11 protein-coding genes are annotated in these 16,854 nt (G+C 41.2%); 3 read left to right on the top strand and 8 right to left on the bottom strand.

The genetic code is table 11. The features are described 5' to 3' along the window. Window positions 1-195: 195 nt before the first annotated feature. The 7 genes from Q0625_RS11650 to mfd all read right to left on the bottom strand — a co-directional run bounded on the left by Q0625_RS11650 (window position 196) and on the right by mfd (window position 11,019). A complete protein-coding gene (locus tag Q0625_RS11650; RefSeq protein ID WP_298827458.1) occupies window positions 196-783 on the bottom strand; it encodes a hypothetical protein in 588 nt (195 codons plus the stop codon). 26 nt (window positions 784-809) lie between these two features. Continuing rightward, window positions 810-1,340: a GNAT family N-acetyltransferase gene (locus Q0625_RS11645; RefSeq protein WP_298827456.1), complete on the bottom strand. Its 531-nt coding sequence runs from the start codon at window positions 1,338-1,340 to the stop codon at window positions 810-812. 24 nt (window positions 1,341-1,364) lie between these two features. Further along, entirely contained in the window at window positions 1,365-2,261 is an 897-nt protein-coding gene (locus tag Q0625_RS11640; protein WP_298827454.1) for a hypothetical protein, read from the bottom strand. Between the two features lie 75 nt (window positions 2,262-2,336). Continuing rightward, window positions 2,337-4,811: a M1 family metallopeptidase gene (locus Q0625_RS11635; protein ID WP_298827452.1), complete on the bottom strand. Its 2,475-nt coding sequence runs from the start codon at window positions 4,809-4,811 to the stop codon at window positions 2,337-2,339. A gap of 101 nt (window positions 4,812-4,912) precedes the next feature. Continuing rightward, complete coding sequence (locus tag Q0625_RS11630) at window positions 4,913-5,491, bottom strand: flavin reductase family protein (protein ID WP_298827464.1); 579 nt, start codon at window positions 5,489-5,491, stop codon at window positions 4,913-4,915. A 103-nt stretch (window positions 5,492-5,594) separates the two neighbouring features. Beyond that, complete coding sequence (locus tag Q0625_RS11625; protein ID WP_298827450.1) at window positions 5,595-7,628, bottom strand: M13 family metallopeptidase; 2,034 nt, start codon at window positions 7,626-7,628, stop codon at window positions 5,595-5,597. A 46-nt stretch (window positions 7,629-7,674) separates the two neighbouring features. After that, window positions 7,675-11,019, bottom strand: coding sequence for a transcription-repair coupling factor (gene mfd / locus Q0625_RS11620; protein ID WP_298827447.1), 3,345 nt, complete (start codon window positions 11,017-11,019; stop codon window positions 7,675-7,677). A gap of 262 nt (window positions 11,020-11,281) precedes the next feature. Between mfd and Q0625_RS11615 the strand changes: the two genes are divergently transcribed. The 3 genes from Q0625_RS11615 to Q0625_RS11605 are packed head-to-tail and all read left to right on the top strand — an operon-like array spanning window position 11,282 to window position 14,745. Beyond that, the gene (locus Q0625_RS11615; protein WP_298827444.1) at window positions 11,282-11,953 is read left to right on the top strand and encodes a succinate dehydrogenase cytochrome b subunit; all 672 of its coding nucleotides are present in this window, start codon (window positions 11,282-11,284) and stop codon (window positions 11,951-11,953) included. 4 nt (window positions 11,954-11,957) lie between these two features. Beyond that, on the top strand, window positions 11,958-13,985 hold the full coding sequence (locus tag Q0625_RS11610) for a fumarate reductase/succinate dehydrogenase flavoprotein subunit (RefSeq protein WP_298827441.1): 2,028 nt from the start codon (window positions 11,958-11,960) through the stop codon (window positions 13,983-13,985). Between the two features lie 7 nt (window positions 13,986-13,992). Beyond that, the gene (locus Q0625_RS11605; RefSeq protein ID WP_298827439.1) at window positions 13,993-14,745 is read left to right on the top strand and encodes a succinate dehydrogenase/fumarate reductase iron-sulfur subunit; all 753 of its coding nucleotides are present in this window, start codon (window positions 13,993-13,995) and stop codon (window positions 14,743-14,745) included. Between the two features lie 194 nt (window positions 14,746-14,939). Here the strand turns inward: Q0625_RS11605 and Q0625_RS11600 are convergent, their stop codons facing one another. After that, window positions 14,940-16,316: an anaerobic C4-dicarboxylate transporter gene (locus tag Q0625_RS11600; protein WP_298827437.1), complete on the bottom strand. Its 1,377-nt coding sequence runs from the start codon at window positions 16,314-16,316 to the stop codon at window positions 14,940-14,942. Window positions 16,317-16,854: the final 538 nt, after the last annotated feature.

Raw genomic sequence — 16,854 nt, 5'->3', positions numbered from 1 at the left:
ACGTGTATGGTTTTCGTTTGTTGCGCCCATATAGGGGCTGTAACCAAGCAAAAGAGTAATAGGAGGTGTTTCATTGTGTTTTCAGTCAAATATTTGTTTTTTATTGCTAAGAAAGAATCTTTTATTTAAGTTTCGCAAGCTCAGAAATAGCTTGCGAAACTTAAATTAATAACTCTAATATTTGTTGTATACTTCTCATTTGGTAGGGTAAATCACCCCTGTTTTTTCTTTGCCATAGCTGTCAAACTCTTTTGAAATATAAAAAGCCTTTATCTTAGATACTGTCAATTGGTCATTCTTAGCTACCAAATAAATATCATAGCGATGAAATCCCCCTGCTGATGTCCATAAAACATTCTCAAAGGTAAGCTTCATCAGAGTTTCTTTTTTCTTTTTCTGATATTTTACCTTGTAGGGAATCATCATCTCAGTGCCCAGCTCTACAAAGGTAGTATCGATAATGATAGATTTCCCATTGAACTGAATTTCAATATCTTCTAAGGACTTCAACTTGTTTTCTAAAGCCTTTGTAACACTACATTTGGGATCATCGTCAGAGATTATTATACAATGAGAATGACTGAAAATTTTCAGCTCATCATTCAAGAGCTTTTTCTCTGTCTTTATAAACGCTTTACCATGTGCCTTATAGTCCTCAATAGAATAATTTTTGTAGTTTTCATCAGGGATAAAAATAGCACAATAGTCTAATTTACTTTGTATAGTTTGAGATTTACCACACAAAGTTATAGCTGAAAAAATTAATGAAAGAACTGTTTTCATTATATCACCTTTAATCTAAAACTGGATTACTGCATATCTTTTTGAAGTGTATATACCAAAGACGTATGTCGCTCCCCTATAAGTGGAAACAAAAAATCTTCAAGGGTATGATGATAGCGAAAACCGCATTTTTCAATAACCCGCTGTGAGGCTATATTTTCCTTGTATACACCCGCCCACAACTGAGTAAGAGACAACTCCTCAAAGGCATAGTGTATAATTTGTAATGCAGCTTCTGTCATATACCCCTTGCCCCAATAGTCTTCTCCTAACCAGTAACCTATTTCGGCTTCATTTTCACCTACAGAAAGCCTACTTTCCCCTTGTAAAAGCAGACCGATACTCCCAATAAGGGTGTTATCAGATAGACAAATAGCGAAAGAGTGAGGTCTGCGAAGTACCTTTTCAATAATCTCTCGGCTCTCTTCTACACTTTTGTGAGCAGGCCAACCGCACCTTTTGCCTATGATAGGGTTATGTGCTTGTATATATAGCGCCTGGGCATCGGAGACTTCCCAAGGACGGAGCAAAAGACGTGTAGTGTGGAGTGTTTTCATTTGTTTTGGTTTATTTATTTTACTTTATTTATTTCCCTCCATTTTTCTTTCTTCTAAGGTTTGTTGGAGGAATGGCAGCTCGCTATCTGTATCATACATAAGAAACCAACTAAGATCTTTTAAACCAAGGTATTCCTCTGGTATTTTGTGCAAAAGCTCTCCATCCTTTCGTGAGGGATAAGGTCCTTCCTTTTGGGTTCGTATAAAATATTTTCCATTGGAGATATAATCAGGATAAATATATTCCTGTGCTACCCATTGGTCGCCTATCCACTTGTATTTGTACAAACCAGCTACCCCTGAGAAGCCTGTTTGTACCCCTCGCACTACCTGCTCTTTTGGGAAAAAATCAGCATTCTCAAATTCGTAACGCTCAGAAAAAGTCTCTGTCTTAGGATCAAACAAATAGATATAAGTAGGATTATAATTAAGTGCCCCTGTACCAGACCACGTTATTGAAAGATCATTGATTCCATCTCCATTGACATCAAAAATAGAATCTCTTGCAAACTCCATCCAAGAGCTTATATAAAAAAATTTCTTCCTAAAGGTGTGATTTTGCTCTATTTTATATACTTCTATCAACCTATCTTCCCAAGTGCTATTGACCACTACATAGGGCTGTTGGTCAAAGAATTTACCTACCTTAATTATCGTTTCAGAAATAGGTAATGTATCATTATAGATATAGGAATAGGTCAAATCCTCCCCTTTGTAAAGTGTATCCACTCGCTGCAAGGCTTCCGTGATTATCTTTACAAGCTGTGGATCGACCGTTATATCTTTCTCTTCTACATCTTCAGCAGAGGTAGTCTTTATACTATCTTGCAAGATAGTAATCCTCTGTTGTTCTTTCCCTGATTGCTCTCTACAAGCAAATAAACATAGACAGATCCCATATAAAAGAAATACTTTTTTCATTGTTATAATGATCTAGGTATTACTAATTAGTGACCAGTAGTCAAAAACTGACCACTGGTCACTAACCTCTAAAAATTACTTTATCTTACTCTTAAGCTCTTCCAACATTTGGATTTGTTCTTTGACAGTAGCGGTATCTGTAAGTTTTTTCTTTTGCGCAATACCTTCGTCTATAACTTTCCAAATAGCTTGTTTAGCCTTATCCCCGTTCTCTTCTTGGGTAAAGTCCTTGTAGGCCTTTTGCATTTGTTCTACAAGCTCCTTGTTGTCCAAGCTCATCGCCCATAAGTAGGCTTTTTTGAAATCGGCGGCTATTTGGGGATTGTCCTCCTCTAGGAATGGATAATTAACCAAATAAGGCATTAGGGTAGGGAGATACTGTGTCATCTTATTATCCGCAATCACTCCTGTAAGACCTACGATTTGGTCTATCTCAAGCTCCTTAGGATCGGCTTTTTCTAAGAAATCCTTAGCGCGCTTAGGGTTGGCAAGGGCTATGGCATTCAGTGCTGCATTCTTCACCGCTCCTGAAGGGGTAGTCAGTGCTTTTTCATAGAGAGCGGTATAGCGTTTGTTCTCTTTGGAACTTGATAAAAGCCATATAGCTGCGGATTTGACTATATTGCTCGGATCGGAAGTAGCCAGTTTTTCCACCTGGGCTAATTCTTTTTTGTTCAAAGAAAAGTTAGAGAGACTCTCTAAGGCTATACTACGCACTTTAAAATAAGGATCACGGAGAGCAGCCAAAAGCACTTCCTTGCCTTCGTTCTCCCCAAGTGAGGTGATTGCCTGCATACGGCTCTTTAGCTCAGGGGCATGTTGCACTTGGTAGAGGAGTTCCTTGACACTCTTGAGATATTCTTCTTCCATAACAATTACCCCTTCAGGGTTGATATTGACTAGTTCGGGCGCCTTGTCAAGAGGGAAGGTAAAGATATTTTCCCCTTTTGCACTAACCCATACCGTATGGCGGGTAGCTTTGCCATTTTGATAAATATCTATATCCAAAGGAAACTCGAAATATAGCTTTTCGTCCTGTGTTTGGCGTATCTTAACTATAAGTTGTTTTTGGGAGGCGTTATATTGTTTTTCTACCTCTACTTTAGGATTTCCATTTCCAAAATACCACTGATTGAAGAACCAACTAAGGTCTTTTCCGCTTATTTTCTCAAAGGATAGACGCAATTGGTGTGCTTCACCAGTGCCATATTCGTTACTTTTGAGATAGTCGGTGATTCCTTGGAAAAACGCCTCATCACCAAGGTAGCGACGGAGCATATGCAGGATAGCTCCTCCCTTATTATAGGAGACAAGGTCAAAGACATCATCACGGACATCATAGCCAAAACGCACTAAGTTTTTTAGAAAATCATCTTCGCGGTGTAGGTACTGTAAGGTATTGTTGCTCAAGTGATAATCCGCCTCATCTTTACCATACTTATGGAAAATCCAAAGGTATTCACTATAGTTGGCGAAGGACTCATTGACCGTGATATTAGCCCAGCTTTCGGTAGTTACCAAATCACCAAACCAGTGGTGTGCCAGCTCATGGGCAATGATTGGTTCCCAATAATTTTGGTCGTTTAGGGCATCAGCACTTTGGTAAGCACTCTCGGCATGGCTCACAGCAGTAGTATTCTCCATAGCACCGGACACAAAGTCGCGGACAACCATCTGTGCGTATTTTGCCCATGGATAGTCATAGCCAAAACGCTCAGAGAAAAAAGTCAACATTTCGGAGGTATTACCGAAAATTCGCTTAGCAAGAGGTTCGTATTTCTTCTCTACATAGTATTCCACAGGCACTTTGCCTCGCCAAGGAGTATCCTTCACAACGGCGAATTCGCCTGCCCCCATAAAGAAGAGATAAGGGGCATGAGGCTTATCCATTACCCAATAGTCAGTACGTAGGTCGCCCTTTTTCTCGGAGCGTTTAAGTTCTCCGTTGGAAAGGGTCACGAAGCTATCAGGCACGGTCATCTCAATCTCCTGAGTTGTTTTCTGATTGGGCTTGTCTATGGTAGGGAACCAGCAAGAGGAGCTTTCCGATTCTCCTTGTGTCCATATCTGTCGCATAGGCCCTTCAGGATTGTTTTCGGGATTGATAAAGTAAAGTCCCTTGGTATCGGTAATAGCGAGGCTTCCCTTTTCGGTAACCTTCTCAGGCTGAGCAGTATATTTTATATATACTGTATAGGTTTCTCCTTTTTTGTAGATCTTAGGAAGCTTAATACGAAGTACATCTTTGTCATAGCTGTAAGCAAGGGGTTGCTGCTTCCCATGGTCATCAAGGGCTACCTTGTGGATAAGCATTGCCTTAGCATCTAGGATAAGGCTGTCAGTAGGATAGAAGAAAGGAGCTGCTGTAAGCCATTCTTCTCCCCCAAGGGTTTGATTAGAAAAATTGAAATCCACCTTGAGCTTGGTATGTTTCAGGGCAGTTTTCTTTTCAGGAGTGGCACGATAGAGACTTCTACCAGAAGTATCAGTTTGCGCAAAAGTATAGCCGGAGGCTAATAAGCCCAAGGCTAATAGGACTATTTTCTTCATATAAGAAAAGGATATTAAATGCGCAAATATACGATTATTTTTTTAAGTATCGTAAGTCACAAAAAATAAAGGGAGGCTCATTTTGCCTCCCCGTCTAGAAACTATTTAATTGTGAAATTCAGTCCTTTGTGTTCGCCTATACTATAATAGTGCTTAAAGTTATAGATAAGTGGATCCCAGTTGAGTGGGTTGATCTTATCTCCGTCCATTACTAAGTTATCCTCGGCATGTACTTCTACAAATTCTAGTTCCACCAGCACATAGCCATTACGATCTATGATATTCACCACCTTAGCTTCTGCTTGGATAGGACACTGAGCAATACGTGGAGGACGCACCTTCTCGGAGGCAAGTGGAGTGAAGCCACCAAGAGCGAACTTGTCATCGGTATGAGTATACTTGGCTGCCTTTTGTGCAGGTACGGGATCTTTAGCTGTATAGGGGGCAATAGCCTCTACTTGCTCCCACATCTGGGAAGTAGGCAGGTTAAAGACTGCCTCTGGCACTACTTTTATATTCTCATAGGCTTGATTAAGCTTTACTAGGGCAATCACCGCATTAGTACCCAAGGTAAAAGTACAAGTAATAGGGGTGATATTCGCCCTTCCTTTGTCATCCATAGTACTGAGTAATACTACAGGAAATCCATAGTAAAACATATTTGGTAAAAATGATTGCATCATATTAAATCTTTGAAATTAGGACACAAAGGTATTAAATTAAAATGAAAAATAAAAATAAAAGGTAAAGAAATTTCTACCTTTTACTTTTCACCTAAATCATCTACCAAATTCTAACTCTCTCTTCTGGCTTTTTATAGAGTTTGTCGCCTTTTTTCACATCAAAAGCCTTGTACCAAGCATCTACGTTAACCAGTGGTGCATAAGCACGGATAAACTGAGGTGTATGTGGATCGGTTTTTACCTGATTGATAAGGTGTTTGTCCCTTGCCACGGCACGCCATACGGTTGCCCAAGAGAGGAAAAAGCGTTGGTTCTGGGTATAGCCACTGATTTTTCCTATTTTGCCATGCTCCTTGAGGTATAACTGCAAGGCATCGTAGGCAATATTGACCCCACCGAGGTCAGCGATATTCTCGCCACTGGTAAAAGTACCATTGACAAAGTGTCCTTTGACAACTTCGTATTTGTCAAACTGAGCAGCGAGGGCTTGAGTCCCCTTTTTGAAGTTGGCTTTATCTTCAGGAGTCCACCAGTTTTCTAGGTTTCCGTAAGCATCAAACTCAGCTCCACTATCATCAAATCCATGAGTCATTTCATGACCAATAACAGCTCCTATACCTCCGAAGTTTACGGCGGGATCCGCCTCAAAACTAAAGAAAGGTTTCTGTAAGATAGCTGCAGGGAAAACAATTTCATTCCCCTGTGGATTATAGTAAGCATTCACATTCTGAGGATTCATTTTCCAACGAGATTTATCCACAGGTTTGCCCACATCGGCTAATCTTTTTTTGTATTTCCAAGAGCGTATGTGAGCTATATTCTCAAAGTAAGAGACTTGGGAAGCAGGTTCTATCACGAGTTCGGAATAATCCGTCCAAGTATCGGGATAACCTACTTTCACCCCCATTTTCTCCAATTTCACTAAGGCTTTATCCTTCGTTTTCTGAGACATCCAAGAGGCTTGCTTGATGTGCTCTGCAAAACTTCTTTTAAGGTAGCCTATAAGCAAAATCATTTCTTCTTTCGCCTTTACTGGGAAATATTTCTCTACATACAACTTACCGAAGGCCTCGCCTAATAATCCATTGATGACTCCTAAGGCACGCTTGTTCATAGGACGTTGTTCTTTGATCCCCTTAAGGGTAGTACTATAGAAGTGGAAGGAAAGTTTATCCAATTCCTCATTAAGGGTATGCGTATTATCAGCTATAAGTTGTATTTTAAGGTAATCCTTAAGCAGCGGCAAGTTAGTGCTATTAACAAAATTATCATACGCTTTGTATAGGCGGATATCCCCTATAATCACTCTATCGGTGGAGACTCCTACATTTCTTAGATAGTCTGGAAGGTTTAGGTTCTTCACCAGAGTAGAAAGCTCTTGTAAGGAAACAGGATTATAGGTAATATTAGGATTTCTTCGCTCCTCATTGGTGAACATGAGTTGAGCAATCCCTCTTTCAAAGTCTATGATTTGTTTTGCCTTCTCCTTAGGGTGTTCTTCCTTGATAAGGGAGAAGAGAGCAGTAAGGTACTCCTGGTACTCAGCTAGGGCTTTGGTATTGCTTTCACTTTGTTTTTGGTAGTAATCACGAGCCATTCCTAAGGAGAAACTACCTAGGTAGACAACATTCTGTTGGGAGTTTTTCTTATCGGCACCTACTCCCCAAGCACAAATGGGATTTCCTCCTCGCCTAGTATCCTCTTCAAGGTATTGTTGTAGGTCAGTAAGCGATTGTATTTGGTCAATTTGGTCAAACTGTTTTTGCAAAGGGGCAAGCCCATCAGCATTACGGCGATTCCAGTCGAGATAAGACTCATATAGGTCTTTTATTTTCTGTCCTTCAGAGCCTTGTGGGTAAGTTTCTTTAAGTAGCTGTTCTAGTAGCACAAGGCAATCCTCATCGGTTTTTTCTCTTAGCATATTGAAAGAACCCCAAGAGGATTTGTCTGCTGGAATCTGGGCGGTCTTCACCCAACCTCCATTAACAAAGGTGTAGAAATCATCCTGTGGGCGCACAGAGGTATCCATAGCCGAGAGGTCTAGCCCTCGCTCTGTGGGGTCATTTTTCTTTTGTGTATGTGAACCACAAGCAGCCATAAGTGTGACTGAGGCTAATAAACAAATTTTCTTCATGCTCTAAAATATTTGATGACAATTGTTAATTCTTGATTGTTAATGACTAATCACCAAGCATCGATGACTGACTACTGATGATCCTCAGCGCCTTATCTATCGTTGTGATTTTATCAAAGGTAATAATGAGTCTCAGACCATTGCGGGTCTCTTTTTCTGTAAGGTGACACTTGTCCGAGTTACGCTGCACAAAATTCAGCACACGCTGGAAGGCACCACTCTGGTAGAACTTACTTTGCTGGTCGGCAATGAAGTAGCCAAGCATTTTGCCTTGCTTCATCACCAAGCGTTCTATTCCCATTTGAGTAGCCAACCATTTGATACGTACCGAGTTAAGAAGATCTTTGGCTTGTGGTGGCAAAGGTCCAAAGCGGTCAGTAAGGCGATATTCGTATTGGGCAAGTTCTTCCTCATTCTTAAGATTGCTCAATTCATTGTATAGGTTAAGTCGCTCGGTAATATTGTTGATATAATTATCCGGAAAGAGTAGTTCGAAATCACTATCTATCTGAGTATCCGTCAAGTATACAGGCTCTTGGGTGGTATCCGTATAGAGGTCGGCAAACTCATTTTCCTTGAGTTCAGTAACCGCTTCTTGGAGTATTTTCTGATAGGCATCAAAACCTATATCATTGATAAATCCACTCTGTTCCCCTCCGAGTAGGTCTCCTGCCCCACGTATTTCCAAGTCTTTCATAGCGATATGGATACCACTTCCCAATTCAGAGAACTGTGCAATGGCCTGCATACGCTTGCGAGAATCCTCCGGTAGCTCCGAGAGATTGGGAGTGATAAAGTAGCAAAAAGCTTTCTTGTTACTACGCCCCACCCTACCGCGCATCTGGTGTAGGTCAGAAAGTCCAAAGTGCTGCGCGTTGTGAATGAAGATAGTATTGGCATTGGGAACATCCAAGCCGCTCTCTATGATAGTGGTAGAGACCAAGATATCATAATCCCCATTGATAAAAGCAAGCATCACCTCCTCCAAGTCCTTACCGTCCATCTGTCCGTGACCGATACCAATACGTGCATCGGGTACCAATCGCTGAATCATACCCGCAACCTCCTTGATATTCTCCACTCGGTTATGAATGAAAAACACCTGCCCACCGCGCTGCAATTCGTAGGCAATACCATCGCGTATTACCTCCTCATTGAAGGTGATAATCTGGCTATCAATAGGATAACGGTTAGGAGGAGGTGTGGTAATCACCGAAAGGTCTCGAGCGGCCATAAGGCTGAACTGCAAAGTACGTGGGATAGGGGTTGCTGTAAGAGTGAGTACGTCTATATTCTCTCGTAGGGTCTTGAGCTTGTCCTTCACTGCCACGCCGAACTTCTGCTCCTCATCTATGACAAGCAGTCCTAAATCCTTATATTTCACCTTTTCATTAACGATTTGGTGAGTACCGATGAGAATATCCACCTTTCCCTGTGCCAAGTCGGCAAGTACTTGATTTTTCTCCTTAGTGGTACGGAAGCGGTTGAGGTACTCCACTCGCACTGGTAGCCCCTTAAGGCGCTGAGAGAAAGTTTGGTAATGCTGAAAAGCCAAGATAGTGGTAGGCACCAACACGGCAACCTGCTTGCTGTTATCCACCGCCTTGAAGGCAGCACGAATAGCCACTTCCGTCTTTCCAAAGCCCACATCACCACATACAAGCCTATCCATAGGGCGCGCACTCTCCATATCCTGCTTTACCTCAAGGGTGGCCTTGCTCTGGTCTGGAGTATCTTCATAGATAAATGAAGCCTCCAGTTCCTTTTGCAGATAGGAATCAGGGGCAAAAGCATAACCCACCGCCTCCTTACGCTTGGCATAAAGTTGGATAAGGTTGAAGGCAATTTGCTTAACTCGTGCTTTGGTCTTCTGCTTGAGAGCTTTCCAAGCGGCACTACCAAGCTTATAGAGCTTAGGAGGAGCACCATCCTTACCATTGTATTTACTGATTTTATGTAAGGAGTGAATGCTCACATACAATACATCTCTATCCCCATAAATAAGCTTAATAGCCTCCTGTTGCTTGCCATCTATATCTATCTTTTGTAAACCGGCAAACTTGCCTATACCATGATCGATGTGTGTCACATAATCTCCTATGGTAAGTTGTTGTAATTCCTTAAGGGTAATTGCCTGCTTCTTGGCATAACCATTACGGATATTGAACTTATGGTAACGCTCTAATATCTGGTGGTCGGTATAACAATTAATTTTGTTTGAGGGATCTGAAAATCCTTCAGAAAGTGAAAATTCGATCAGACTACAAGGCACCTCTTGGTGCAATTCTTCAAAGATATCTAAGAAACGTTGAGCCTGTTGGGCAGTCACGCAACAGATATAATTGGTATAGCCTTCACTATATTTTTCCTTGAAGTGCTCAATAAGCAACTCAAAACGCTTGTTAAAAGAAGGTTGTGGGCGCAATGCAAAATCCACCTCCTCCCCTGTCTCCTCTTGTGGAGCATAAGGATTTATCTTAATCAAATAATGACTTTCAAACTCCTTTGTCGCTTGGTGCGCATCACTGAAGAGAGCCTCAGGGGGCAGATGCGCTACTTCTCCTGTAAGTGTCTGAAAAGCCTCTTGTGCTTTCTGATACATACGCTCCCACTTAGGAGCAAAAAGTTCAAAATCCTGAGTGAAAATAAGTGTATCTTCCGGCAAGAGAGAAAGAAAAGAGGTACGTTGTTCCCCTGCCAATTTGTTCTCTATATTGGGAATAATCACCACCGAGGGCACCTGTTGTAAGGAAAGCTGGCTTTCTACATCAAAGGTACGAATACTCTCTATGGTATCGGAGAAGAACTCAATACGGTATGGCGTATCATTGGAGAAAGAGAAAACATCCACAATACCCCCACGTACGGAAAACTCCCCTGGCTCACTCACGAAATCTACCCTTTGGAATTGGTATTCAAAAAGTGTTTCATTGAGCACATCCAGAGAAAGGCGCTCACCCCGCTTAAGAGTTAGGGTATTCTTGTCCAACTGCTGGCGTGTAAGCACTTTCTCAAAGAGAGCTTCACTATAAGAGACTACCACTTTAGCTCCTTGCTCAAGGCGAGAGAGGACTTCCGCTCTCAATAGCACGTTAGCATTGTCTATTTCCTCCGTTTGGTAAGGACGGCGGTAACTACTAGGAAAAAAAAGCACCTGTTCCTGTCCCAAGAGCAATTCCATGTCATTGAGCAAATAAGCGGCCTGTTCCTTATCATCCCCCACAAAGAGAAGTGTTCGTCCCGTTTGCTTAAAAAGATCAGAAAGGACAAAGGATACAGCCGATCCTATAAGCCCTCGTACATGACAAGGAGTCTTTTCCTTAATATATTGTAGCAGTTGTTTGTAAGCTTTTCCCTCCAAAAAGGAAGAAAGCAGTAGTTCTTTACTCATTTTCTTATATCTTTACCCCATTTCTTAGAGCGATGCAAAAGTACGATTTTTTTATCAATGTGTCAATTTGCCAATGTGTCTCAATTTACTTATTATTATTAGCTCATCGGTTCATTAATTTTATATTTTATCTAATTTAAACTAACTATAAATTACGATATTTTCCTACTTTTAGTTGTAAAAAAAAGCAAATTATCGTATCTTTGTGGCACTAAACTATTTTAGTTAATCCAATCATTTTTAGAAACTTATTTTTAAGGATATGCAAATATTTAAAACTTCCGTAGCGAGAAAAATGGCGATGGCCCTCTCGGCATTTTTTCTCATCATCTTCTTAGTAATACACTTGGCAGTGAACTTCATGTCGGTGTTAAGCCCGAGCACTTTCAACATGCTCTCCCATTTTATGGGCACTAACCCCTTGATCCAATTTGCTATGCAACCTGTATTACTTATAGGGGTAATTTTTCACTTTGTGATGGGCTTCGTTTTGGAGCTACAAAACAAAAAAGCACGAGGCAACCAGCCCTATTATAGCTATAATGGTGCGGCCAATGCTTCGTGGATGTCCCGCAACATGGCTATCACTGGGATGGTGATTCTTGGTTTCTTAGCCCTACACTTGTTTGACTTTTGGGCACCCGAGATGAACTACAAGTATATAGAGGCACTCCCAGCCGATGAAACCCGCTACTATGGGGAGCTCGTGGAAAGATTCCACAATCCTGTACGTGTAGGGATCTATGTACTTTGCTTCGTATTCTTGTGCTTGCACCTACTTCACGGATTCCAATCCGCTTTCCAATCCATGGGATGGAAAGATGACAAACGCAAGAAATTCATCAGTTGCTTGGGTAAATGGTACTCCTATGTTATCTGTGGAGGCTTTATCTTCGTAGCACTTTTCCATTTTGTAAAACATTTAATAGCTTAATACTATGAGTACATTAGATTCTAAAATACCAGATGGCCCAATTGCGGACAAATGGACAAAATATAAAGACCATATCAATCTTGTAAACCCCGCCAACAAGCGTAATATAGACATCATCGTGGTGGGAACAGGACTTGCAGGAGGATCTGCCGCTGCTACCCTTGCCGAGCTTGGGTACAATGTAAAGGCATTCGCTTACCAAGATTCCCCTCGTCGTGCGCACTCTATTGCTGCTCAAGGAGGTATCAATGCCGCTAAAAACTATATGGGAGATGGTGACTCTAACTACCGCCTCTTCTACGATACCGTAAAAGGAGGTGACTACCGTGCCCGTGAAGCCAACGTATACCGCTTGGCTGAGGTATCTGGAAACATCATTGACCAATGTGTAGCTCAAGGGGTACCTTTTGCTCGTGATTACGGTGGGCTCCTTGACAACCGTTCTTTTGGTGGAGTACTCGTATCCCGTACTTTCTATGCCAAAGGACAAACAGGGCAACAGCTCCTCTTGGGGGCTTATGCGGCCATGAACCGACAAATCGCCCGTGGTAAGATAGATATGTACAACCGTCACGAGATGATGGACGTGGTTATCGTAGATGGTAAGGCGCGTGGTATCATCGCTCGTAACCTAGTAACTGGAGAAATAGAGCGTCACTCCGCTCATGCTGTGGTAATCGCTTCTGGAGGTTATGGTAATGTATATTTCCTTTCTACCAACGCTATGGGTTGTAATGCTTCTGCCGCTTGGAAAGTGCATAAAAAAGGCGCTTTCTTTGCCAACCCTTGCTTTACACAAATCCACCCTACTTGTATTCCTCGCTCTGGAGATTATCAGTCCAAACTGACCTTGATGTCCGAATCCTTGCGTAATGACGGACGTATCTGGGTGCCTAAGAAATTAGAAGATGCAGTAGCTATCCGTGAAAAACGTAAGAAACCTACTGAAATACCTGAAGAAGATCGCGATTACTACTTGGAACGCCGCTACCCTGCTTTCGGTAACTTAGTACCTCGTGACGTGGCCTCTCGTGCTGCTAAAGAACGTTGCGATGCTGGTTATGGAGTGAATGAAACAGGGGAAGCTGTATATCTTGACTTTGCTTCCGCTATCGAACGTTATGGTAAGGAACAATGCAAGATTCATGGGGTAGAGCCTACCAAAGAAGAAGTAACCAAACGCGGTGAAAAAATCGTGGAAGCCAAGTATGGTAACCTCTTCCAGATGTATGAAAAGATTGTAGCGGAGAACCCTTACAAGACTCCAATGATGATTTACCCTGCTACCCACTACACCATGGGTGGTATTTGGGTGGATTATAACCTAATGACTACTGTACCTGGTCTTTATGCTATTGGGGAAGCCAACTTCTCCGACCACGGAGCAAACCGATTGGGAGCTTCTGCTCTTATGCAAGGTTTGGCCGACGGATATTTCGTATTACCTTACACCATAGGTGATTACCTAGCAGCTGATATTCGTACAGGTAAAATTCCTACCAACACCCCTGAATTTGACGAAGCTGAAAGAGTAGTAAAAGAACGTTTGGCTTACTTTATCAATAACAAAGGTTCTCACTCTGTAGATTACTTCCATAAGAAGCTAGGTAAAGTGATGTGGGACAAAGTAGGTATGGCACGTAATGAAGAAGGTCTTAAACAAGCAATCAAGGAAATCCGTGAAATCCGTGAAGAATTCTGGCGCGATGTAAAAGTTCCTGGAGAACTCACAGGTATGAATGTAGAGCTTGAAAAAGCCAACCGTGTAGCAGACTTCTTAGAGCTCGGAGAGCTTTTTGCAAAAGATGCTCTCGAACGCAACGAGTCTTGCGGTGGTCACTTCCGTGAAGAGTACCAAACTCCTGAAGGGGAAGCCCTCCGTGACGATGTGAATTATGCCTATGTAGCCGCTTGGCAATATACCGGTGATCCTAAAGAAATAGTGAACACCTACAGCCCAAGTGAAGAAATCCTACACAAGGAAAAACTTGAATTCAAAGATATCGAACTTAAACAACGTAGCTATAAATAGTAGTCATATGTCAACAATGAATCTTACCCTCAAAATATGGCGACAAAAAGACGCCAAATCAAAAGGCCAGATGGTAGAATATAAAGTCAATAATATTTCCGACCATATGTCCTTCTTGGAAATGTTAGATATTCTCAACGAACAACTCATAGAAAAAGGAGAAGAACCTGTAGCTTTTGACCACGACTGCCGTGAAGGTATCTGTGGTATGTGCTCTCTCTTTATCAATGGAGAAGCTCATGGGCCTGATCGTGGTATTACCACTTGCCAATTACATATGCGTATGTTCAAGGATGGTGATACCATCACTATTGAACCTTGGCGTGCCACTGCTTTCCCTGTAATCAAAGACCTTATAGTGGATAGAAGTGCTTTCGAGCGTATCCAACAAGCCGGCGGTTATATCTCTGTCAATACCTCTGGTAACACTCAGGATGCCAATGCTATTCCTATTCCTAAGCGCGATGCTGACCGCTCTATGGACGCTGCCGCTTGTATAGGTTGTGGTGCTTGTGTGGCTACTTGTAAGAACTCTTCTGCTATGTTGTTCGTATCAGCCAAAGTATCCCAATTTGCACTCCTTCCTCAAGGACGTGTAGAGGCTACCGAGCGTGTACTAAACATGGTCAACCAGATGGAGCACGAAGGCTTTGGTAACTGTACCAATACAGGAGCTTGCGAAGTAGAATGCCCTAAAGGCATTTCTTTGGAAAATATCGCTCGACTTAACCGCGAATATCTCAAAGCAAGTATCCAATAATTGGCCAGCAAACTCAATTTGCTTATTTGTATAATAAAACTGTCTCAAACTCAAGGTTTGAGACAGTTTTTTAGGTTTAAAATAAGGTTACACAACTATTGAACCTCATTTTGTCCGTTAAGCCTAAAAAAGGGAAACAGAATGTAGTTTCCCTTTTGATTTTAATGTATATAAATAAAAGTTTTTTGTAGTTCTTAGCGGATAAGGATCTCTGCCAAACCTATACCTACCAAGCAAGATACTGATACAGCAATAAGTCCTGGTATCATAAAGCTATGGTTGAAGTAATATTTCCCTATTTTGGTTGTTCCAGTAGGGTCAAAATTCACAGTAGCTATATCTGAAGGATAGTTAGGTATGAAGAAATAAGCATAAGTAGCGGGCATAATTCCTATCAGTAGTGGTACAGGAAGTCCCATAGTAATCGCTACAGGAAGCATCATCTTAGCGGTAGCCGCTTGGCTATTAATCACAACAGATACAGCAAAGAGGGCAAAAACAAACGTCCAAGGATAGGCTTGTACCATTGAGGTAATTCCTTCTTTGAAATAAGGCATTGCATAACTGAAGTAAGTATCACTCATCCAAGCAATCCCGAAGATAGCCACACAGGCAACCATTCCTGACTTAAATACTACCCCTTCAGGCACCAATTTCACAGGAGTCTTACAGGTAGTTAGGATAATCCCTCCGAAACAGAGCATGATCATTTGGATAATCACCCCCATAGATACAGTAATAGTTTGGGTTACGCCATCTTTGACTACCTCAAAAGTACGAATCTCAGGATAAAGTGCCAATATTACGATTACTATAATAGAAGAAAGAAAGATATATACCGCATTCTTAGAGTGCTGAGGGATAACATCATTCAGAGTAGTCTTAGTACTATTAAGAATTTGATCGCGGTAGGTAGGATCCTGCAAACGACGTTGGTATTCAGGATCATCTTCAAGATTTTTTCCCCTACGGAGACTATAGACTGACATAGCTAACATCCCTAAAAAAGTAGCAGGAATCGTCACTGAAAGTATATTCACCAAGGTAAGATTGGCCCCGCCTTGCATATGAAAGAGATCCAATAACTCTTTCCCTAAATAGACGGTTACCACTGCTGAAATGGGACTGGCAGTCAGAGCCAACTGAGAAGCAATAGAAGCTGCCGCCATAGGGCGTTCAGGACGAATTTTATTCTTCAGTGCTATATCTCCAATAATTGGCATGATAGAATACACTGCATGTCCTGTGCCCAACATGAAGGTAAGCATATAAGTAGCTATAGGACCTAGGAAAGTAATTTGTTTGGGATTCTTCCTGAGAATCTTCTCAGCTACTTGTAACATAAACTTAAGTCCTCCTGCTGCTTCCAAGATAGAGGCACAAGTAACCACTGCCAAAATAATAAGCATAACCTCAATCGGAGGGGAAGCTGGAGGCATCCTAAATACAAATACCTCTATCACTAGCCCAATCCCAGAGACTACGCCCAATCCTATTCCTCCATAGCGACTCCCTACATAGAGCATCCCTAATAGAAAAATAAATTCACAAATTAATACATAAGTGTTCATAGCAATATAAATTATATATTTTCTAAGATTTTTTAAGCCACTTTTTTCCTATTTAGGCTCAAAAGAGTCTTTACTTCTATCAAACGACTTATGTGGCTTTCTTTTTGATTTGTGCAAAGATATCTATTTTTCGCATATCTACAAAGGAAAATTAAACTTTTTTTCTGGTATTTTCGTTTTTTTATCAACAATATAAAATGACAATTCTCTCTTTTTTAAACCACAATATCATTATTTTTTAACAAATTATTAAATATACAAAAGAAAATTTGAAGAGTTGTAATTATTTTATAGTTCCATTTCTGTCCATTATATCCCAAAATATCATACTTATATTTTTATTTTCACCATATAATAACAATAGAAAGCATCAGCTATCATGGCTTTCCTTAAATTTTTAAATTTTATTTCATTCAGGAAGGTCCATTCGTTTTACTTGGAGATATTAATAGATTTTATGCATAAAAAAGAGTGACTGCAGTTGCAATCACTCTTTTTCAATTTATTAATTTTAGTAGCGGGAACTGGACGGTTTTTA

Source organism: uncultured Capnocytophaga sp. (assembly GCF_938029845.1).
Classification (GTDB): Bacteria; Bacteroidota; Bacteroidia; order Flavobacteriales; family Flavobacteriaceae; genus Capnocytophaga.
Note: the sequence above shows the minus strand (reverse complement) of the source record. Positions and strands in the feature narration are given on the sequence as shown.